Raw genomic sequence first — 21,860 nt, forward strand, 5'->3', positions numbered from 1 at the left:
AAATGTTAATATTATTTTGATCCTTTAAATACATCTCTACCGTTATAAAAATACTCTATTCCAGATAGAATTGTAAAGAATGTAGCAATATACATTAGCCATTGCCCTAAATCAATTTGCCATAAAGTAGAGAAAGGTTCTTGTAGTAAAATAAAGACAATTGCCACCATTGTAACAGCTGTTTTAATTTTACCTAATTGACCTGCCGCACTTACAAAACCTTGTTCTATTTGCAATAATCTCAAGCCAGTTACAGCAAACTCTCTCGCTATAATGATGATTGCGATAACAGAAGATACTTTATCAAGTTCTACTAATGCAATTAATGCACTAGCTACTAATAATTTATCCGCTAATGGGTCTAAAAATTTCCCCATATTTGTTACAAGTTCCCATTTTCTAGCTAAGTAGCCATCTAACCAATCTGTAACAGATGCTAGAATAAAGATAATGCCAGCTATAAATTGTTCAACACGCATTTCTTGCCCGAACAAAATGCTCATTTGTCCCATGTTAAAATCAACAAGTAAAAATAATACAAAAACAGGTATTAAAATAACGCGTAATACCGTTAACTGATTAGGAATATTCATATACTTTCTCCTTCTTTTCATACAAGCACATAATAATACTATTATAAATCAATCGCTTATATAATTAAATGATAATTATTAATAATATCCAACCAATAAGGCACAATCCGAAGAATGTGACCATTTGAGTGATGAGCTTAGCGACCATTTTATTCTCAGAGATTTCCGTTTGACTTCGTTTCTCTTGTGTTAACAAACGAAAAGCTTCTTTAGCAGAAGGTGGTGTTTTAGGCAATTCACTTTGGTGTTTATCGATTAATTCTGCAGGACTCACATTAATTGCTGATGCATATTTAGTAATAAAACCTCTTGTATAATCAGGGTTTGGTAAATTTTCAAAATCATTTTTTTCAATCATCACTAAAAATGGTCTTTGTATTTTTGTCTTTTCTTCTAGTTCAACTAATGTCATACCTAACTGTTCTCTTTTATTTCTTAATGTTTCCCCAATATATTTCAAAATATATTCACCTCAAACAATTTATTCAAAGAAACCAAATCCATCTCCAAATGCCATGTTGTCATTTGTAAACAAATCATTTTTATTTAATTGTTCATATGTAATCTCTTGATCTTCAGTTTCTCTTAATTCAATAATATAATCAAAATCTTCAAGACTATATTCAGAGCGTTGTACAAATAAGTCAGGATGTTCTACGACTTTAATTGTTGGTAAGCTCATAACTTCTCGAACTAATTGTTTATGCTTTTCATCAGTTTGCTTAGATGTTACAGCACCATCAATAATATAGACATTCTCATCTCCATATTCACCTTTTAGTAACGAACTTCTTACAGTTTGTTTAATAAGCGTCGAACTGATAAATAGCCATTTTTTATGAGCACACACACTAGCTGCTACTACTGACTCTGTTTTACCAACTCTTGGCATACCACGTACGCCAATTAATTTATGACGATTTTCTTTAAATAATTCTGCCATGAAATCAACTAATAAACCTAAATCGTTTCTTTCAAATCTAAATGTCTTTTTATCATCAACATCACGTTTAATATACCGACCGTGCCTAACTGCTAATCTATCTCTTAACCCAGGTGTACGCAGTTTTTTTATGGTAATATCATCAATTTCTTTCACGATATTTTCGAAGCGTTTAACTTTATTCATATCATCTGTCTTAATGAGCAAACCTCTACGACCTTGATCTACACCATTAATTGTAATGATATTAATACCTAAAATACCTAATAGACTAGATATATCCCCTAACAAACCTGCTCTATTAACTTGTATATCATATTCTAAGTACCATTCTCTTTTAATAACTTCTTCCATAATATCCACCCCAATATTAAATGTACCATCCTCCGTTAACACGAAGAACTTGGCCTGTTATGCTTTGAGAAAGTGGATTTAGTAAATAAGCTACTGTCCCACCAATCTCTTCTGTCGTAACAAATCGACCTTGTGGTATTTCTTCTTTTAATTGCGTTTGTGTAACTGCATCAAGTTCATCTGTCATTTTACCATGAACAACGCCTGGACTTATAGCATTAACTGTAATGGATGTTAATGCTAATTCTTTTGCTAATGACTTAACAAAACCTAATTGTGCTGCTTTCATAGTCGAATATATCGTTTCATAACTTGCACCTGTTTCTCCCCATATAGAAGATACAACAATAATTCTGCCATGCTCACTTTTTCGCAATCTATCTACAAATAATTGTACTACCTTAATTAAAGAAAAGACATTTATATTGTATTGTGCATCAATTTCTTCATCAGAAAAATCTTGAATCGCACCGAATGAAGATTGACCAGCCACATAAATTAAATGATCAATATTCCCAATAGAATCCAGATTATTTATATCGTGTCTCTTAGTTAAATCAAGTTGCAGAAAACTGACGGGTTGACCTTCATATCTTTGTTTAAGTACAGTTAAGTCTGACTTATTATAATGCAATATGACTTCGTTACCGAGTGATAAACATTCATCCACTATTGAAAGTCCGATATCTCCGCTTCCACCTAGTATAAGTGTTCTAGCCATTTTGTTTCACCAAACGACTTTCAACAGTGTGATTAAAATCAATTAATGATTTTAATGTTTGTTGTACACTATCTACAGTTATGGATTCTAAAATATCGACAAGTTCAAACAATTCAACACCTTCAAAATAAAACTTCGTATATTGATTTGCAATATATTCAGGTGAATTCAAACTTGAAATAATTTCTCCTAATGTTTGTTTTCTAACCCTTTCTAACTCATCATAATTAAATCCTTCATGAATATGTTGTTTCAGTTCATTAAATATCGCTTCTTTAAATGTTTCATGATGATTAGTTGTAACTGCAAGAATTAAATAACTATAAGTCATCTCATTAGCAAATTGATATCCGAAAGTATCGTCGATTACATCTTCTTCAAGAAGTGTTTGATAAAAGTCTGTTTGCTCTCCAAGCATTAAATCTAATGCAATCATCATTTCCATATCATTTTTAACTCTCATTTTATCTGAAATTGTGTTAGGTTCAAATTTAAATGCAATCATAGACTTTTCTTGTACAATATCCATCTTTGTTTCAACATAAGAACGATGCACTGATGTTGGTTCATCAATAAGTTGTCTCTTAATAGGTGGCATTTCTTTCATATTTCTTTTAGCTTCATGCTCACGTACTAATTCAATCGTATCTTCTGGTGTCACATCACCAACAATGATTAATACCATGTTAGCGGGATGATAAAATGTTTCATAAGATAAATATAAATCTTCAGCTGTAATGTTATAAATGCTATCCACCGAACCTGCGATATCTACTTGTACAGGATGATTATGGTATAGCGCGCCTAATGTTTGAAACATCAGTTTGTAATTTGGTTGTTCTTGGTACATTTTTATTTCTTCAGCTATAATCCCTTTTTCCTTTTCCACAGTCTTCTCAGTGAAATATGGACTTTCTATCATATTAAGCAGTCGTAAAATATTGTCATTCACATTCCCTGTTGCACTAAATAAATAACTTGTTCTATCAAAAGTTGTAAAAGCATTAACTTGTGCATCATTTTCAGCAAAACTCGTAAACACATCGCCTTCTTCTTTTTCAAAAAGTTTGTGCTCTAAAAAATGTGCTACGCCGTCTGGAACAGTTACATAATTGTCTTGACCATGTGGTTTAAATGTATGGTCTAACGAACCAAAGTTAGTTGTATAAGTCACATATGTTTTAGAAAATCCTGCTTTAGGTATAACAACTACTTTTAAGCCATTATTTAAAGTTTCTTCAAATACTGTTTCATCAATCTGTTCATAATATTGATTACTCATGATTTTCACCTTCAGTCAGTATATATATAGTATCCAATTGTCCAAGTCGTGCAATATTCTTAATATCGTCCATAGTAATGGATTCTATTTCCTTAATCCAATCATCGTAATTATATACGGATTGATAACGTGCATGTGTATGTAATAAATCAATCATTTGTCGCTGCTTATCAAACATTTCTCTCGCGTTAGATGTCAGTACTTTTTTTGCTAACACTAATTTTTGTTCATCAAAGTTTCCATCTTCTAAATCTTTATATATCGTTAATATTGTATCTTGAGCTTGTTGTACTTTATCTTTAGCAATGCCACCTACAATATATAAAAAGCCATTTCTTGGATCAATTTGAGAATGGATCGAATAAGCTAAACTTTGTTTTTCTCTTACTTCACTAAATAAAATTGAAGAAGCATCTCCACCTAAGAGCATATTCAATACTAAGAATGAATAATACTCTTTAGAATGGAATGTAATAGGAAATCTATAACCTATATTTAATTTAGCTTGATCAATTTTAGTGTAGTCTACTATTTCTTTTACTTTTTCTATATTTTTCAAAGATGAAGATTCAATTTCTAGATGACTATTATGTTCAAAGTTAAAGTACTCATTGCATAAGTTTTTAACTTCATCTAAATTAACATTTCCTATTATATATGTGGAAATCGCATTTCCATGAAGTAAATCATGATATGTATCGACTAATGTTTCTGGCGTCACATGTTCAATATCTTCTAAACGACCAGAAGCTAAATATTTATATGGTTCATCTTCAAACATATGGTTCATGAACTGAATAAATGCACGTTGAGATTTATTATCTTCTATAGCTGTTAATTTTTTATGTAAAAGTGATTTTTCTTGTTTCGTAAATTTTTCATTAAACTTATCATTTTCAATTAAAGGATTAAATATCACTTCGTGTAATAATTGAATCGCTTTTTCAAATAGTGGTAATTCACTTTTTAAATATTTTTCATTCACAATTTCAATCCCAATTGTCATGATGTGGTTATTAGCTTGCTTGTTCACATAACTAAATAAATGCGCACCATATAAATCAGCGAGTAAATTATTCATTTCTCTATCTGATTGATACTTTTTGGTCACTCTTGTTATTAACTTACTTAAAATTGACCTAGATGTAATCGTAGCACTATTTAACGGTGCCACAAATTTAAAAACAATTGTAGTTGTTTTAAATTTGTTTGTTGGTATTACATAAACGTCGTTTGATGCTAATTGTATATGTTCTGTCGTAATCATCTTGGACACCTCTCTTATATGTATGTATATAGAGAAACAAAGCAACATTTGTTACTTTGTTTCTCTCAATATATTTATTATATCCTATTTCTTGTAATTCGAAACTTTACAAGACTACTTTTGAAATAATTTAAAGAATAAAGTACAGGTGTACCATGTTCATTATAATGAATTTGCGTTAATAACATCATCGCATCGTCCGGATCAGAATTAAGTATTTCACTAATATATGGCTCATAGCTAATAGATTCCATAGAAGTGTTTGCATGTGTTATTTTAAATTCTACTTTACTCTCTATTGCAGATAATATTGACGAATTTGAACGATAATCACTACACGCAAATAAATCAGTCGCAATTTTGTCCAAACAATATACGACAGGTTCTCCATCTGCAGTTCTTAGTCTTTCAATTACAGATATTAATGAATCTTTTTCTAAATTAAGAACTTCTATATCTTTAGATGTTGCCACTTCTTCATCCAAACTGATAAATTCAGTGCCCGCAACTTCTCCATTTTTTTCTATCATGTTAGTAATACTCACTAATTCATCTAAAGGATAATAGTATGGTTGTTTAGGTTTAACAACCGTTACGCCTCCAGATTTTTGAGATAAAATTTGCTCAGTTACAAGTTCATGTATAGCATTTTCAATCTCATTATAATTTATGTTCAACAATTTTTTGATTTCGAACTCATTAGGAATCGCATCACCAGGATTAAGTTCTCCTGATTGAATTTGATCTAATATCCAGTTTTTCACAAAATTTGTAGTTGCATTTGTAGACATAATATCCCCCTATTCGTCTTGATAAATATCAACCAATACTTGTCTAGGTTTACTACCTGACTGAGGTCCAATAACACCATTACTTTCCAAGTCATCCATTAACCTAGATGCCCTATTATAACCTATTCTAAATCTTCTTTGTAACAAACTTGCACTTGCCTTTTGTTCTTCGACAATAAATAAATATGCTTCTTTATACAATGCATCTTCACTTTCCATTTCGCTCGCTTCAGTAGGTTCATCAGGTTCCATTTCTTTAATGTAGTTGGCAGTTTGTTCTCCAATTACGTGTTGAACGACTGTTTCTACTTCACCATCAGAAAGGAATGCACCTTGAATTCTCGTTGGTTTAGAAGAATCTCTTGATAAAAATAACATATCACCTCTACCAAGTAGTTTTTCAGCTCCACCACCATCTAAAATCGTTCTAGAATCTGTAGCAGAACTTACGGCAAATGCAATTCTGGATGGTATATTCGCTTTAATACTACCCGTAATAACATCGACTGAAGGTCTTTGTGTTGCAATAATTAAATGTATACCTGCTGCTCTAGCTAACTGCGCAATTCTCATAATTGAAGATTCCACATCTTTACCAGCAACCATCATTAAATCTGCAAGTTCATCCACAATAACGACGATATACGGTAATTGTGCTTGCTTTTCTTCCATTTCTTGATTCGTACGTTCAATAAATTGGTTATATCCTTCAATATTTCTTGCGCCAACATGTTGGAATAAGTCATATCTTTTTTCCATTTCAGATACTACTTTTTGTAATGCTTGGTTGGCCTTTTGTGGATTGGTCACAACTGGCGTTAATAAATGTGGCACACCATTATATACATTTAATTCAACCATTTTAGGATCAATAAGCATAAGCTTCACTTCATGCGGTTTCGCATTCATTAAAATACTCGTAATAATTCCGTTAATACAAACTGATTTACCACTACCCGTTGCACCGGCTACAAGTAAATGTGGCAATTTATTTAATTCTGCAGTGATAGGCTCACCAGAGATATCTCTACCTAACGCAACTTCTAGTTTGTTTTTTGTAGGTTTAGCTTCACTTAATACTTCTTTTAAAGTAACCGTAGAAATATGCTCATTCGGTACTTCAATACCTACCGCTGATTTACCAGGGATAGGGGCTTCTATTCTGATATCTTTAGCTGCTAAATTAAGCGCGATATCATTGCTTAAATTCACAATTTTATTAACTTTTACACCTTGTGCTGGTTGAACTTCGTATTGTGTTACAGCTGGTCCAATTCTAATTTGAGTCACTTTAGCATCTACATTAAAGTTTTTTAAAGTTGCTTCTAATAACTTACCTTTTTCTTGAACCGTTTTTTTAGAAACAGACTGAGATTGTGGTGGGTCATTTAAGATATCTAATGATGGTAATTTATAATTTAAATTCTCAGTTTCATCAATTGTAGACTCATTGTTCTCATTTTCTACTGTTTCAGTAGTTTGTGTTGATTGTGTTGGTTGTTTTGGTTGTTGTTTTCTTTTAGCTGCTAATTTTTCTTGTGATTCAAAAATTGGTATCTCTTCATTTACCGATTCTGTTTCAACAGTTGAAACTTCCTTCGCAGGTTCTATTTCTTTTAAATGTGACACATCTTTTGGTTGTTCTTTTCGAAGTTGTTCTTTTGGCGCTTCTTTTTGTTGTTCTTTTTGACGTTGTTCTTTTTCTAGCTGTTTTGTTCTCGCTTTTTCTTCACGTTTCTTTTCTAAATGCGTCATTTTAGATTTCGTCTTGCTCTGTGCAACATCGAAAGCTGATTTTGTAATATCACGATGTCTCTTTTTCAAAATTAAAATCACACTAGAAAACAATATAAGCAATGTTAATAAACTGTAACCGAAGACAGATATTAGTTTGCTGATGATGTTAAAAGCATAGTAACCTATGTATCCTCCACCATTAAAGTAAAATGCATTTCTTTCTAAACTAGAATATGTTTCACTTATAGTCGTTTTAAATGTATCAAAAGATTTATCTTTAAAATATAAAATAATTTGCATAACAAATAAGAGCGCAACTTGGAAAATAAACAGTCCATTTATTCTTCTTGTGAATTTCAATTTACCGTTTACAGTTATTAACATTGAAATTATTGCAATGAGTATATAAGTGAAGTACTTAGCGTAACCGAATATAAAATGAAAGAAGCTATCTATCATTAATCCTATAAACCCTAATTGAAAAACACCTAACACTAATAGAAACAACACAATGACTTGAATGACGTATTTTAAAGTATGATCTTTTTGTTTTTTCTTACCACGTGTTGTTTTTGTTTTACGTGTTGCTGGCTTCTTCTTTTGTACCATTATGAAATAGCCTCCTTATCTTTAATGCAAAAAATAAGCCCACTCATGGGCTTATTTGACTGTTAAAAATCTTCCATAAAACAATCCATTAGATTTCAGAAATAATTGGAATAATCATCGGGCGGCGTTTCGTTTGTTCATATAGATATTTGCCGAGTTTATCACGCATATTTTGTTTCATTTCAGACCATTCAATTTTCTTTTGAAGTAAACCTTCTTCAACAATTTCACGTACTTTTTCTGAAGCATCATTTAATAGTTCTTCACTTTCCCTTACATAAACAAATCCACGTGATTGAATTTCAGGTCCCCCAACAATTTTTCTATTCTTAGGATCTAATGTAACAACAGCTATAAATATGCCATCTTCAGCTAATAAATGTCTATCTCTTAAGACGATATTACCAACATCTCCAACGCCTATTCCATCTATTAAAACATTCCCTGCTGTTACTTTTTCATTAGCAAGCATTTTTGTACCATCAAAGTTAACAACATCACCTTTTTCAAGTAAGAAAATCTTTTCAGGATCTACGCCTGTTTCAGCAGCCAATTTCGCATGTGCAATTTGCATTTTAAATTCACCTTGTACAGGAATAAAGTACTCAGGTTTCATTAAATTAAGCATCAATTTAAGTTCTTCCATACAACCGTGACTTGATGCGTGTGTCTTTTTATTATTAGGCATAATATGTGCGCCAGCTCTAACAAGCTCATTTAAAGTTTGACCAATAATTACTTCCATATTTGCAGACGTAGTTGTAGAAATATAAACATTATCGCCTTCTAAAATATTTAAAATTGGATGTCTTTGTTGAGCCATTTGTCCAAGAGCTTCAATAGGCTCACCTTGCATACCTGTTGCAATGATGATCATTTCGTTCTTAGGATATTTACTAATATCATGTACAGGAACTAATAAATTTTCTGGAATATTAAAATATCCCAACTTACGTGCAACATTAAATGAACTTTCCAGTGAACGTCCTAAGAAAGATACTTTACGATTTAATTTATGTGCTGCATTTAACACTTGTTGTATACGAATGAAGTTTGATGCATAACAAGATACGATAATTCGACCGTTCGCTTTAGCAAATTCATCTACCATATGACTTTCGATAACATTTTCCGGAACATTATATCCTGGTTTTTCTGCTTCTGTCGAATCACTTATAAGCGCAAATACACCATTTTGACCGATTTGCGTCATTTTAGCGATATCGGGCGCATATGCACCTTGTAAACTTTGGTCAAATTTAAACTCACCAGTATAGACGATTGAGCCGTAAGATGTATGTATACATACACCTAAACTATCTGGAATTGAATGTGTTGTATTAAAGAACGTTACATTAACATTTTTAAATCTCATTACTGAATCTTTATTTACTGTGTAATAACGTACTTTTTTATTTATTTTTCTAATTTTCATATGATCTTTAACTAAAGCAATTGTTAATCTTGAACCATATACTGGTGCATCTAGCTTTTCAAGTATATAGCTAACTGCTCCTATTGAATCTTCATGTCCATGTGATAAAAAGATTCCTTTAAGTTTCTCTTTGTTTTCAATAACATATTGTATATCCGGTATAACAACGTCTACGCCTAGCATTTCGTCTTCTGGAAACATTAATCCAGCGTCTAACATGAACATTTCTTCATCCACTTCAACGATATACATATTTTTTGCTATTTCTCCAACACCACCGAGTGGTATGATACGAATTTTATCATTTTTCTTTTTTATTAAACTCAAAATTGTTCCTCCTAAATGTAATCCCGTCCATAATATATTTATTTAATCATACCATTTATATAATCGTTTATACAAGCACATACAACAGACTTATACATAATTAAAATAAAGGAGGGCAATATTTTTTATCTTATTAAGATATATATTATTTCTCCGTAAGTATGAATTCAGAATATGGCGCTTCAAGTAATATTTTTGTAGCTTCTTTTATATCTTTTAACTGTATTTGATTGATTGCTTTTTCGAACTTCTCATTTGAAATCAGTTCATTATGAAACATGATTGAACGTGCATTTCTCGTCATTTTATTTTGATTTGATTCTGACGCCATTAAAAAGCTTGTGATAATATGACTTTTCGCATCATCTAATTCTTCTTGTGTAATGCCATCATTAAGTAATGTTTTTAAAACCTCTGTAATTAACGCACTTGAAGCATCGACATTCTCTTTATCTGTAGCAACATATATTGTCAGTAAACCATCGTTGTGAAAACTTTGGAAGTCTGAGTACACATTATAACAAAGACCATGTTCTTCTCTAAGAACTTGGAACAATTTAGAACTCATTGTTTCTCCTAAAATTGTATTTAAAATATTCGTTGCATAGTAATGTTGATCATTATAACTCGGAGCTGCATAACTTCTCATAAAGTGAGTCTGTTCAAGTTCATTTTTATAATAAGTTTCTTTCTTCTCAACAAAATGCATATTAGGTTGTTCTTCATCTATGGAAATACTTTGTTCATCTGTTAATTGTTCAATAATTTCTTCTTTTAACGATTCACTGTATGCTCCAGCAACAGAAACAATCAAACGATTACTTTGATAATATTTTTCATGAAAATCAACTAATGTAGCTCTATCAATTTCATTCACACTTTGCGGTGAACCAAGAATCATTCTACCTAATGGTTGATCTTTATAAATTTCATTTTCTAATTTATCCATTAACCATTCTTCTGGTGTATCATCGATCATTTTAATTTCTTCAAGGATGACTTTTTTCTCACGCACAATTTCTTCTTCTAAAAACAACGGTCTTTTGACCATATCTAATAATAAATCTGTTGCTTTCTTTTCAAATCTTTTCAACGTTTTACAGAAATAACATGTATACATTTTTGTTGTATATGCATTGTTGTAACCGCCTATTTTATCAAATTCCGTTGATAGTTGTTGTCTAGTATAATGTTTACTACCTTTAAACAGCATATGCTCTATAAAATGCGCAATACCTTCTGGGTAATCGCCTTCGTTTGCTGTGCCAGTCTTTACGTATACACCTATGCTGATTGTCTCACTACTTGGCACATCCTCAAATATTAAAGTTGTACCATTTTCTAATTTTTTTAATTCTACCATGCTATCCACCTCATAATAAAAATAGGGACATCTCAATGTCCCTATTTAAACCATTTATTTAATTATAATACTATTTTTGTTCATTTTCTTCATTTGATAATACTTTGCGCGAAGCATTTACACGTCCTTGGCGGTCAATTTCAGTCACTTTAACTAAGAATTGATCACCAATTTTCGCTACATCTTCAACTTTATTGACTCTTTCATTTGAGAATTGAGAGATGTGAACAAGCGCGTCTTTACCAGGGAATATTTCAACAAATGCACCGAATTTCTCGATACGTTTAACTGTACCCATATATATAGCATCAACTTCAGCTTCTCGTACAATATCTTCGATAATTTTACGAGCACGATTAATCATTTCTTTATCTTTAGAACCAATAAATACTGTTCCGTCTTGTTCAATGTCTAATTTAACACCTGTTTCATCAATGATTTCATTGATTTTTTTACCACCAGGTCCGATAACATCTCTAATTTTCGCTGCTTTAATATGCATAATTTCAATCTTAGGAGCATATTGACTTAATTGTTCTCTTGGTTCACTTAACGTTTCTAGCATATGGTTTAAGATATATAATCTACCAATTCTAGCTTGTTCAAGTGATTCTCTTAAAATTTGTTCACTTAAACCGTCAATTTTGATATCCATTTGAATAGCTGTAATACCTTTTTCAGTACCTGCAACTTTAAAGTCCATATCACCTAAAGCATCTTCCATACCTTGAATATCAGATAAAATCGTATAGTTATCATCTTTAGTGATTAAGCCCATTGCAATACCAGCAACTGGTGCTTTAATAGGAACACCAGCATCCATTAATGCTAATGTAGACCCACAAATTGATGCTTGTGAAGAAGAACCATTTGATTCTAACACTTCAGAAACAACTCTTATTGTATAAGGGAATTCTTTTTCATCTGGCATTACTTCTAATAAAGCACGTTCACCCAATGCACCGTGTCCAATTTCACGACGGCCTGGTCCTCTTACTGGACCTGTTTCACCAACTGAGAAGTTAGGGAAATTATAATGGTGCATGTAACGTTTCTGATCTTCTGTACCAAGTCCATCAATAATTTGATGTTCTCCTAGAGCACCAAGCGTAGCAACTGAAAATGCTTGAGTTTGTCCGCGTGTAAATAAACCTGAACCGTGTGCTCTTGGTAATAAACCAACTTCTGATGCTAAAGGTCTAATTTCTTCTGGTTTACGGCCATCTGGTCTAACTTTATCTTCAGTTATTAAACGACGTACTTCGTCTTTAACAAGTGTATCTAAAATTTTACTTACAGTTTTAAGAACTTCTGCATTCTCAGGATCTTCTTCATTATCGAAAGCATTAAGAACTTCTGCTTTAACAGCCGTAATATTAATATCACGTTGTTGTTTTTCTTCTGTTCTAATTGCTGAATTAATATCTAAAGCTTCTGCTTTCGCACGAACAGCTTCTTCAAATGAAGATTCGATTTCAACTGGTATAAATTCTGATTTTACAGGTTGTATTTCTTCAATAATTGCTTCTTGGAATTCAACTAGTCTCTGAATTTCTTTATGACCAAATAAAATCGCATTTAACATCGTTTCTTCAGTTACTTCTTTAGCACCCGCTTCAACCATGTTAATAGCATCTTTATGTCCTGCTACTTGTAAATCCAATTGAGAAACTGATTTTTCTTCAACATTTGGATTGATGACAAATTCACCATCTACTAATCCTACATTCACTCCTGCAATAGGTCTTTCGAATGGTATGTCAGAAACAGATAAAGCCATTGATGAACCAATCATTGCTGCCATTTCTGGAGAACAATTTTGATCGACACTCATTACAATTGAAATGACTTGAACATCATTTCTATAACCTTTAGGAAATAGTGGTCTAATTGGTCTATCAATTAATCGACTTGTTAAAGTAGCATCCTCACCCGGTCTACCTTCACGTTTATTAAATCCACCAGGTATTTTACCTGCTGCATACATTTTTTCTTCATAATTTACCATTAATGGGAAAAAGTCTACGTTTCTAGGTTCTTTAGATGCAGTTGCTGTTGATAATACAACTGTATCCCCATATCTTACTAATACTGCACCATTAGCTTGTTTTGCTAATTGGCCCGTTTCAATTATTAATGGACTGCCTGCCCATTCTGTCTTAAAGACTTTTTTCTCTTGAGACATTTATGAATCTCCTCTCATACAATTAATCTCTTATATCATACCATTTTATACTTATTTTTTATATTTATTTATAAAAAAATCGAAAGAAATCTGATCGATTCCCTTCGATTGATATTGTGATTAGCGACGTAAGCCAAGTGATTTGATTAAATCACGGTAACGTTGAACATCATTATCACGTAAATATGTTAATAAATGTTTACGACGACCAACCATTTTTAATAATCCACGACGTGAATGATGGTCTTTTTTATGAGTACGTAAATGTTCGTTTAAAGCAGTAATTTCTGCTGTTAAAACTGCGATTTGTACTTCTGAAGAACCAGTATCAGTTTCGTGTACGCGGTATTGTTCGATTAGTTCGTTTTTTTTCTCTTGTGAAATTGCCATAGTCAATTTCCTCCTATAATTGTATTCACCATAAACCTGAGCGCATCGTCGGAGTGTCGATTAGCCAAGGATTAGGCACTCAAGCCATTATACATAAAACCACACTATCTTTCAAGTGATAATAATGCTTTCGCTTCTTCTTTATCTTTTGTTATTTGACTAACGAGCGCATCAATTCCATCAAACTTTTGTTCTGGTCTAATAAAGTGATGCCAATATACTTCGACACGTTCTCCATAAATACTTTCCTCAAAATCAAATATATTTACTTCAATGCTAATTTGAGAAACAGATGGATCATGGAATGTCGGTTTAACGCCAACGTTACAAACACCGTTATACGTTTTATCACGAGATTTGATGAGCAATGTTACAGCGTAAACACCTTTTCTAGGTAGTACGTATTCATCTACCGGTTCAACATTAGCTGTTGGAAATCCGATTGTTCTGCCTCTTTTTTCGCCTTGTACGACCATACCTTTAATAACGTAAGGTCTACCTAATGCTAAATTACAAGCTTCAATTTCTCCAAGTTCTAATGAAGCTCTTATATCAGTAGTAGATATTTTATCATCATCTTGCAATGTTTGTTTCGAAACAACATGTACACTGAAAGGATAATCATGCTCTTGAAGAGAAGACATATTCCCTTTTCCGTATTTACCAAAGCTAAAATCGTATCCTGCAATAACTGCTTTCACATGATTTTGTATAAAATATTGATTTATAAAATCATCCGCAGAAACATTTGCAAATGTTGAAGAAAAGTTTACGACGAAACAATAGTCTACGCCTAACTTTTCAATCGCTTCTACTTTATCAGCTATAGGCGTTAAATATGTCGTTCGTTTCTTCTCAGGATTCAACACCACTGAAGGATGTGGGTCAAATGTCATGACCGCTTTCTTCAAATGTTGATCTTTAGCTACTTCAATCATTTTTTGAAGTACTTTTTGATGACCTAAATGTATACCATCAAAAAATCCAATAGCTAAAGCAATATTTTCATTTACGAATTGTGTTGATTTTATTGGGTGTGTAATTTCTATAACTTCCATCAAAATACTCCTTTAAAGAAAAACTTTTTTCGGTTTATATAGTGCATTATTTTTTTCATATGTATCCATTATTGCTATCGCTTTATCTCCATACCAAACTACGAATATGCCTTCAAATTGATGATCAGCAATTAACTGTTTTTCTATTTTTTGTCCGTTCTGTATTCTTTTAACAATCTCTTCATCATTAATCGTCGTTTTTTCTAAACCATTCAATCCATATTCTAATGGAAGTAGCACATCTTGTAACTTATCTTGCTCAACTATTTGTCTTAATTCATCCAATTTTATGGCCTGTTCTAGAGAAAAACCACCGCTTTTCAATCTAATTAAATGAGACATATGTGCTGGAAATCCAAGTAACTCTCCTATTTGCGTTGCTAACGTTCTTATATATGTCCCTTTACCACATTCAACTTCAATTTCAAATTTACAAGTTTGATTGTCGTATGATATTTCAGAAATTAGTTCGATACTGTTAATAAAAACTTTGCGAACTGGTCTTTCAACTTCAATATTTTGACGAGCATATTCATATAATTTTTTTCCGTTTACTTTTACTGCAGAATACATAGGCGGTATTTGTTCAATTTCGCCTTCTAATTTATTGATTGTAGAACATATATCATCAGTGCTCCAAATATTTTCATTTACATTTTTCTCTTCTACAATATCTCCAGTTTGATCTTCGGTAGTCGTACTTACACCGATTGTAACTTCAGCTTTATATGTTTTACCACTTTCCATCACGTAGTCACTTACACGCGTCGCTTTGCCAATACAAATTGGTAATACACCGCTCACTTCAGGATCTAACGTTCCAGTATGACCGACTTTTTTAGTTTTTAATATTTTACGAAGTTTAAACACAACATCATGACTCGTCATGCCTACTTCTTTATGAATTGCTAATATGCCATCCAAATTTACGACCTCCAAAACATGCTTATATTCATTACAAGTTTACATTAAAACTCAAATAAAAAGAAGAAATAACTGATAATCCATATTAATCATCATCAACTTCGTCGTCATCGTAGTCGTCATCATCTTCATAATAATACTGTTCTTTATTGGCATAACCTTCATTATAGTCAGTTTGAGGTTGTTCGATATTAAACCAAGATACTGAATTTACTTTTCCATTTAACGAGTTAACAGAAACGACTGCACCTTCATCTTGATCTACATGCTGAGTGACTGTATATGTCGCTGGCTTAGAATTGTCATTTTTCTTAATGTCTACGAATGTGCCACCAACTTCATTCATCACAATTTGTTTGGCTCTTTTTTCAGTAATAATTGTTTTGTTCTTGTTTTCTTTTTTAGATTTCTGTTTTGTTTTAGGCTGTTGTTTTGTAGGTTGTTTAGATGTTGATTGAGATGTAACATTTTTAATTGTTTCTTTTCTTCGGTCAATTTCCAAACTATATTTTTTATCTTTATCTTTAATCTCTACATAAAACAAGCGATTATCTTTTGATTGCGTTAATTTAGAAATATCCCCTTTATATCTCTCTGATACTAATGTTTTAGCTGAATTTTTATCCATCAACTGTTCTGTTGACCTGATATAAATAATAGCAATTAAAGCTATTAGTAGTATTGCCATCATAACGATAAGAAAAGGTTTAATTAATTTTTTCATATTTTCACACCTTTCTCACTTTTAAAATGAATTCTGTTCCGGTGCCTTCTTTACTTTTAACTTGTATATCAATTTGGTTTTTGGATGCAAGTTCTTTCGCTATTGATAAACCTAATCCCGATCCTCCAGACTGTCGAGATCTCGCTTTATCTATTCTATAAAATCTCGTGAATATTTTTTCAATATCTTCTTCACGTATACCAGGACCATAATCTTTAATTTTAATTTCTATATGTTCTACTTTATTTATTAATGCTAAATCAATTTCTGATTGGCTATATTTATATGCATTATCTAAAAAAATCGTTATTAACTGATCAAAACTATCTTTATTGATTTTACCAATCAAAACATCTTCTGTTGTGTGTACATTAATTTTTCTTTTATATACTTGTGAAAGTTTTTTAGTTAAAATCGAAACTTGTGCAACAATATCCACTTTTGAAAACTTAATATCATGAAAAGTTCGTTCTATTTTAGCCAAATCTAACATTTGCTCAGTTAAATATTTTAACCTTTTGGCTTCTTCATTAATCGTATCAATACCTTCATCTAATAAATCAGGTCTCGTTTTACCAAACCTTTTTAACATTTCGCTATAAGAAGTCATAACTGTTATTGGTGTTTTTAATTCATGAGATGCATTAAGTATAAATGCTTGTTGTTTTTCATCATGATCTTTTAAATTGAGCATCATGTCATTAAATGTATTTGAAAGTTCTTTCAACTCTTTCGTATCATTATTATTTATATCTATTTTACTGTAATGTTTTGTTTCTCTCGTTTTATTCATTTGTTCAATGAGCTCATTGATTGGTTTCAAAATAATTTGCGTAATGATTCGATTCAACAGAAATATCACGATTAAAATAATGAATGTTGAAACAATTAATATCCACTTTAAGATAGCAAAAGTCTCGTACTTAAAATCAATATTTTCAAATATTTGGAGATTACTCACTTCACCATTTTTCCAAATAATCGGTAAAGATACCATCGCAAAATGGTTACCATTTTTATCGACGACTTTTTTATATTGTTCATTTTTATATGATTCTGCTAAATTTTTATATTTAATATCTGTTGATATTTGAACGACACTTTTATTTTTTTGATTTACTACTGTGATATATCCATCTGAAAGCAAATAAGATTGCAAGACTGCCTCTGTGTTAACATCGGTATCTGAAGTGTTTTGCAACTCTTTCATAATATTAATCCCTCTGCTTTCGAGTTGGGTAACTTCAGAGTCGAGCGAAACCTTTTGATAAACAAAGTAAACAAATAAATTTATGCAAATAACAACAATGACTATCATGACTGTAGTATAGAGTTGAATTTTAGTTCCGAGTTTCATAGATTCAATCCTTTATCATATATCCAATACCTCTAACGCTAGATATCAAGGATATGTCATTTTGATCTAGTTTTTTTCTTAAATATCTAACATAAACATCAATGACATTTGTGTCACCATAATATTCGTATCCCCATACCGCTTCAATAATTTGTTCTCTCGTTAAGGCTTGGTTTTTATTCTCAATAAAATATAACAATAAATCATACTCTTTCTGTGTTAAGTTAATTAATGTTTGATTTATATATACTTCGCGACTTAGTGGATGAATAACCAAATGTTTAAAGTGAATTTCACTATTGTTCTCGTCTGACACTTCATTATTTTGTTTTAAATGAACTCTAATTCTAGCGAGGAGTTCTTCTATTTCAAATGGTTTAGTCATATAATCATTTGCACCAGAATCTAAACCACTTACTTTATCCATCACTGCATCCCTTGCAGTTAACATAATAATTTTAATGTTATCATCTACTTCACGAATTCTTCTTAGCACTTCTAATCCATTTAATTCAGGAATCATGACATCTAACAAGACTAAATCAAAGTCATTTGATTCAAATAAATCTAAAGCTTGCCTACCTGTATGTGCGATACTAATTTCGTAATTTGCATACTCTAACTCCAACTGTATAACTCTTGCTATTTTCACTTCATCTTCTACTATTAATATTTTTTCCATTTCATTGCTCCTTACCTAAGCGACAGACCCGTATATTGCCACCAAAAATAATAACATGCGATCATTATCAACATATATATAGGCATCAAAATACTACTAACTTTCGCTAAATCTTTATTTTTAAAAGGCTTCTTATCTTGTTCGTAAAATAGCAGCAATGCTTTTGAACTCACTGGAAAAGTAACACAATAATTCGTTCCCATTAAAGTTATAAAAACAACTGCAACTGGATTTAAATTAAACATATCACTAAACAATAAAAATAATGGAACAAAAACGACAGCTCTTGTTGTATGACTTGTCACATATAAATGTGATGTTACTGTTATTATAACAATGATCAATAATATAACTTGTACATTTATATTTTCAAATTGCGATAAGTAACCAAATAAATTTTCTTGTATATATTGAATAACCTTATATGAAACAAGTAGTTCGCCAAGTGCCGTTGCCCCAGCTACAAAGAATATTAGACTCCAAGAGACACTTTGTAATCCTTGTTTCCATGAGATGACACCTACATTAGGGGTCATCATAACGATACTCATAGCAATCGTAATAAAAGCAATATCAAACCCGTGTATAGATTCTGTTATCCATAAACTAATCGTAATCAATAAATATAGCAAAGTCTTTTGTTCTTTCACACTTAATGGTGAGCGTGTTCTTTTTACATTATTTAAAATGGGTTGATCATTGATGTCATTTTTAATAAAAAACATTTTCTTTATAACAATTAAACTTATCAATCCCATAATGATACCGAATGGACTACCCCATATAAGAAAGTCTACATAAGAGATGGTTTCATTCGTCTGACCTTTTAACAACCCAATCCCAACAATATGACTACCAGCACCAATTAGTGTGAGATTGGCACCCATTAAAATAAGCACGGGTATCAGCAATGCAAAATATTTTTGATTGGACTGAAACCTAGTAGAAAATGCTTTATAAATAGGCAACATTGATGCGGCTCTCCCTGATGTAGAAGGTACCAATATAGATATTAATTGAACAATCATAAATAGAAATAAATTCATTTTATTTTCTGTATGACATTTATCACCTATCCAATGAATTAGTCTATCTAGCAAACCACTTATCTCAACTGCTGCGCCAATCATAAACGCACCAATCATGAGCCAAACAACTTGCTCATTTAACGATTCAAACAATACTTTTTCCGGGATGCCTAGCACAATCCCTATGACTAATGCTATAAATGCAGATAACCCTGCAGGCATATTCGTTAACAAAAATAAACCTAAAGATAATACAAATACAATTAAACTGAGCTGCCCTAAATAAGGTAAATCAGCATATAAGAATACAACGATAGAAAAAACAAAATATAAACACAGATATATTAATTGTTTATTGGTCATTGAACAACATCTTTTGTAACATACATTTGATTGCCTAAATTTATGCCAATCATAATGTGTCTCAGTGCATTTTCAGAACAATTTTCTAACCATTTATCTGCGTCTAAAATTGAATTTTCTAATGTCGTTGGTTCTGGAATAATGCTACTATAAGCATCAATGCCACTTTGATAATTTATCTTTGCGTTATGACCTATCGTACCTGCAAAAGCGATAACAGGTTTTTCGTGTATTTTAGCGATTCTTGCAACTTCTGATGGGATTTTTCCATTCGGTGTTTGAAAGTCGATACAACCTTCAGCAGTAATTACTAAATCTGCATTTTTTATGGCATCAGAAATTTCAATATATTTCATGATAATTTCAAATCTAGGGTGTAAACGTGCATTAAGAAATCCATGCAACCCAGCACCTAAACCACCAGACGCACCCCCGCCATTCATTAAAGAAACATCCTCTTTTTTAAAGCTTTTTATAAGTCTTGCAAGGTGTTCTAGATTATTAGACAACTGCTCAACATTTTCGGAAGATGCACCTTTTTGCGGACCATACACTCTTGCTACACCTTTCTTGCCACATAACAAATTCGTCCAATTTACTGCTACATCTATATCTACTAAGTGAACTCTAGCGTCCATATATCTCATATCAACACCATGAATTCGGTCAATTTCACCTCCACCATTTACAAATATTTCTACACCGTTTATATTCAAGAATTTCACACCTAATGCTTGAGCCATCCCTACGCCACCATCAGATGTACCTGAATCTCCACATCCGATTAAAATGCGTTCTGCACCAATATCTAATGCTTTAATAATTGTTTCACCTACGCCAAAAGTAGTTGTATTTAATGGGTTTCTCATATTCTGAGGGACATGTCTTAACCCTGCAATTGCTGCCATTTCGATCACAGCTGTCTTAACGCCATTTTCTTCAAATACACCAAAGAAAGATTCAATAGGCTTACCAACTGGTCCCATCACGTGAGTCTTAACTTTTTTTCCTTCTTTCAATTTTGTAATCGTGTCTACAAAGCCTTCACCACCATCTACCATCGGAATAGTCGTAACTTGATGGTCAGGATTAACCTTTTTTATACCTCTAGCAATTGATTGCCCTACTTCCTCTGCACTTAAACTTTCTTTAAAACCTGAAGGTACAACGACAATTCTCATATTTATTTCCTCCTTATTTATTCTTTGCTTTTTTTAACTTAACTACACTGTACCTTTGCAAAGTTCACAAATAATTAGAGAAAAATTAAAACTTGATTAAAAAGAAAAAACACCTGATAAATTCACTTAAACAGTGAAAATATCAGGTGTTTTTTTAAATATATAATCATAAAGCTTTATTCTTTGCGATTTAAATCTTGAATCATGCGTTCAATTTTATTACCATAATCAATTGATTCATCATATTCAAAATGTAATTCAGGTAATATGCGTAATTGCATACGGTTTCCAAGCTCAGATTTAATGAAACCTTTTGCTTTTTCTAAACCTTTAAATGTATCTTCTTTTTCTTTATCTGTTCCTAAAACTGTTAAATAAACTTTAGCGTGAGATAAATCACCAGGAAGTTCTACATCTGTAATTGTTAAAAATCCAACTCTTGGATCTTTAAGTTTATTGTTTATAATATCCATTAATTCTTTTTTCATTTGTTCGCCTACACGTTCAGAACGAATACTCATTTCTTTCACCTCTTAACATTCTTAT

At 31.7% G+C, this 21,860-nt stretch carries 20 protein-coding genes; all 20 read right to left on the minus strand.

Annotation, left to right across the window (positions count from 1 at the left end; translation table 11 throughout):
* Nucleotides 1-11: 11 nt before the first annotated feature.
* Nucleotides 12-593, minus strand: a complete 582-nt coding sequence (gene pgsA / locus LQ598_RS02985; protein ID WP_016910801.1) for a CDP-diacylglycerol--glycerol-3-phosphate 3-phosphatidyltransferase — start codon at nt 591-593, stop codon at nt 12-14.
* A gap of 64 nt (nt 594-657) precedes the next feature.
* Complete coding sequence (locus LQ598_RS02990) at nt 658-1,053, minus strand: helix-turn-helix domain-containing protein (RefSeq protein ID WP_016910800.1); 396 nt, start codon at nt 1,051-1,053, stop codon at nt 658-660.
* 21 nt (nt 1,054-1,074) lie between these two features.
* Nucleotides 1,075-1,890 (minus strand): YmfK family protein, encoded by an 816-nt coding sequence (locus tag LQ598_RS02995; RefSeq protein ID WP_016910799.1) that lies wholly within the window; start codon nt 1,888-1,890, stop codon nt 1,075-1,077.
* A 16-nt stretch (nt 1,891-1,906) separates the two neighbouring features.
* The gene (ymfI, locus tag LQ598_RS03000) at nt 1,907-2,611 is read right to left on the minus strand and encodes an elongation factor P 5-aminopentanone reductase (protein ID WP_107536975.1); all 705 of its coding nucleotides are present in this window, start codon (nt 2,609-2,611) and stop codon (nt 1,907-1,909) included.
* On the minus strand, nt 2,604-3,893 hold the full coding sequence (gene yfmH, locus LQ598_RS03005; protein ID WP_016910797.1) for an EF-P 5-aminopentanol modification-associated protein YfmH: 1,290 nt from the start codon (nt 3,891-3,893) through the stop codon (nt 2,604-2,606). Before yfmH ends, ymfI begins: the two co-directional genes overlap by 8 nt.
* On the minus strand, nt 3,886-5,160 hold the full coding sequence (gene yfmF / locus LQ598_RS03010; RefSeq protein ID WP_107536976.1) for an EF-P 5-aminopentanol modification-associated protein YfmF: 1,275 nt from the start codon (nt 5,158-5,160) through the stop codon (nt 3,886-3,888). Before yfmF ends, yfmH begins: the two co-directional genes overlap by 8 nt.
* A 77-nt stretch (nt 5,161-5,237) precedes the next feature.
* Nucleotides 5,238-5,951 carry a GntR family transcriptional regulator gene (locus tag LQ598_RS03015; RefSeq protein ID WP_016910795.1) on the minus strand — a complete coding sequence of 238 codons (714 nt, stop codon included), beginning with the start codon at nt 5,949-5,951 and terminating at the stop codon, nt 5,238-5,240.
* A 9-nt stretch (nt 5,952-5,960) separates the two neighbouring features.
* Nucleotides 5,961-8,297, minus strand: a complete 2,337-nt coding sequence (locus LQ598_RS03020; RefSeq protein WP_192977739.1) for a DNA translocase FtsK — start codon at nt 8,295-8,297, stop codon at nt 5,961-5,963.
* Nucleotides 8,298-8,385: 88 nt separating this feature from the next.
* Entirely contained in the window at nt 8,386-10,059 is a 1,674-nt protein-coding gene (gene rnjB, locus LQ598_RS03025; protein ID WP_239745163.1) for a ribonuclease J2, read from the minus strand.
* A gap of 145 nt (nt 10,060-10,204) precedes the next feature.
* Complete coding sequence (locus tag LQ598_RS03030; protein WP_107537038.1) at nt 10,205-11,422, minus strand: M16 family metallopeptidase; 1,218 nt, start codon at nt 11,420-11,422, stop codon at nt 10,205-10,207.
* Between the two features lie 70 nt (nt 11,423-11,492).
* Nucleotides 11,493-13,607 (minus strand): polyribonucleotide nucleotidyltransferase, encoded by a 2,115-nt coding sequence (gene pnp, locus LQ598_RS03035; protein ID WP_239745164.1) that lies wholly within the window; start codon nt 13,605-13,607, stop codon nt 11,493-11,495.
* 120 nt (nt 13,608-13,727) lie between these two features.
* Nucleotides 13,728-13,997 carry a 30S ribosomal protein S15 gene (gene rpsO / locus LQ598_RS03040; RefSeq protein ID WP_016910790.1) on the minus strand — a complete coding sequence of 90 codons (270 nt, stop codon included), beginning with the start codon at nt 13,995-13,997 and terminating at the stop codon, nt 13,728-13,730.
* 104 nt (nt 13,998-14,101) lie between these two features.
* On the minus strand, nt 14,102-15,055 hold the full coding sequence (locus LQ598_RS03045; RefSeq protein ID WP_016910789.1) for a bifunctional riboflavin kinase/FAD synthetase: 954 nt from the start codon (nt 15,053-15,055) through the stop codon (nt 14,102-14,104).
* 12 nt (nt 15,056-15,067) lie between these two features.
* The gene (gene truB / locus LQ598_RS03050; RefSeq protein WP_107537036.1) at nt 15,068-15,979 is read right to left on the minus strand and encodes a tRNA pseudouridine(55) synthase TruB; all 912 of its coding nucleotides are present in this window, start codon (nt 15,977-15,979) and stop codon (nt 15,068-15,070) included.
* An 85-nt stretch (nt 15,980-16,064) separates the two neighbouring features.
* Nucleotides 16,065-16,703: a hypothetical protein gene (locus tag LQ598_RS03055; RefSeq protein WP_107537035.1), complete on the minus strand. Its 639-nt coding sequence runs from the start codon at nt 16,701-16,703 to the stop codon at nt 16,065-16,067.
* A gap of 4 nt (nt 16,704-16,707) precedes the next feature.
* Entirely contained in the window at nt 16,708-18,060 is a 1,353-nt protein-coding gene (locus LQ598_RS03060) for a sensor histidine kinase (protein ID WP_107557072.1), read from the minus strand.
* Nucleotides 18,061-18,064: 4 nt separating this feature from the next.
* Nucleotides 18,065-18,742 (minus strand): response regulator transcription factor, encoded by a 678-nt coding sequence (locus LQ598_RS03065; RefSeq protein ID WP_103323540.1) that lies wholly within the window; start codon nt 18,740-18,742, stop codon nt 18,065-18,067.
* 11 nt (nt 18,743-18,753) lie between these two features.
* The gene (locus LQ598_RS03070) at nt 18,754-20,133 is read right to left on the minus strand and encodes an SLC13 family permease (RefSeq protein WP_107557073.1); all 1,380 of its coding nucleotides are present in this window, start codon (nt 20,131-20,133) and stop codon (nt 18,754-18,756) included.
* Nucleotides 20,130-21,314, minus strand: coding sequence for a glycerate kinase family protein (locus LQ598_RS03075; RefSeq protein WP_107537280.1), 1,185 nt, complete (start codon nt 21,312-21,314; stop codon nt 20,130-20,132). Before LQ598_RS03075 ends, LQ598_RS03070 begins: the two co-directional genes overlap by 4 nt.
* A gap of 176 nt (nt 21,315-21,490) precedes the next feature.
* On the minus strand, nt 21,491-21,835 hold the full coding sequence (gene rbfA, locus LQ598_RS03080) for a 30S ribosome-binding factor RbfA (protein WP_016910782.1): 345 nt from the start codon (nt 21,833-21,835) through the stop codon (nt 21,491-21,493).
* Nucleotides 21,836-21,860 lie beyond the last annotated feature (25 nt).

It is taken from the genome of Mammaliicoccus sp. F-M27 (assembly GCF_022387115.1).
In the GTDB taxonomy this organism is placed as follows: Bacteria; Bacillota; Bacilli; order Staphylococcales; family Staphylococcaceae; genus Mammaliicoccus; species Mammaliicoccus vitulinus.

Excerpts from the sequence above, each read along its gene's own strand:
- yfmF (WP_107536976.1), bottom strand. The coding sequence starts at position 5,160 with ATGATTACGACAGAACATATACAATTAGCATCAAACGACGTTTATGTA.
- rbfA (WP_016910782.1), bottom strand. The coding sequence starts at position 21,835 with ATGAGTATTCGTTCTGAACGTGTAGGCGAACAAATGAAAAAAGAATTA.
- LQ598_RS02995 (WP_016910799.1), bottom strand. The coding sequence starts at position 1,890 with ATGGAAGAAGTTATTAAAAGAGAATGGTACTTAGAATATGATATACAA.
- pnp (WP_239745164.1), bottom strand. The coding sequence starts at position 13,607 with ATGTCTCAAGAGAAAAAAGTCTTTAAGACAGAATGGGCAGGCAGTCCA.
- rpsO (WP_016910790.1), bottom strand. The coding sequence starts at position 13,997 with ATGGCAATTTCACAAGAGAAAAAAAACGAACTAATCGAACAATACCGC.
- LQ598_RS03020 (WP_192977739.1), bottom strand. The coding sequence starts at position 8,297 with ATGGTACAAAAGAAGAAGCCAGCAACACGTAAAACAAAAACAACACGT.
- LQ598_RS03060 (WP_107557072.1), bottom strand. The coding sequence starts at position 18,060 with ATGAAACTCGGAACTAAAATTCAACTCTATACTACAGTCATGATAGTC.
- LQ598_RS03070 (WP_107557073.1), bottom strand. The coding sequence starts at position 20,133 with ATGACCAATAAACAATTAATATATCTGTGTTTATATTTTGTTTTTTCT.
- LQ598_RS03065 (WP_103323540.1), bottom strand. The coding sequence starts at position 18,742 with ATGGAAAAAATATTAATAGTAGAAGATGAAGTGAAAATAGCAAGAGTT.
- LQ598_RS03055 (WP_107537035.1), bottom strand. The coding sequence starts at position 16,703 with ATGAAAAAATTAATTAAACCTTTTCTTATCGTTATGATGGCAATACTA.
- LQ598_RS03015 (WP_016910795.1), bottom strand. The coding sequence starts at position 5,951 with ATGTCTACAAATGCAACTACAAATTTTGTGAAAAACTGGATATTAGAT.
- LQ598_RS03075 (WP_107537280.1), bottom strand. The coding sequence starts at position 21,314 with ATGAGAATTGTCGTTGTACCTTCAGGTTTTAAAGAAAGTTTAAGTGCA.
- yfmH (WP_016910797.1), bottom strand. The coding sequence starts at position 3,893 with ATGAGTAATCAATATTATGAACAGATTGATGAAACAGTATTTGAAGAA.
- LQ598_RS03045 (WP_016910789.1), bottom strand. The coding sequence starts at position 15,055 with ATGGAAGTTATAGAAATTACACACCCAATAAAATCAACACAATTCGTA.
- LQ598_RS03030 (WP_107537038.1), bottom strand. The coding sequence starts at position 11,422 with ATGGTAGAATTAAAAAAATTAGAAAATGGTACAACTTTAATATTTGAG.
- pgsA (WP_016910801.1), bottom strand. The coding sequence starts at position 593 with ATGAATATTCCTAATCAGTTAACGGTATTACGCGTTATTTTAATACCT.
- ymfI (WP_107536975.1), bottom strand. The coding sequence starts at position 2,611 with ATGGCTAGAACACTTATACTAGGTGGAAGCGGAGATATCGGACTTTCA.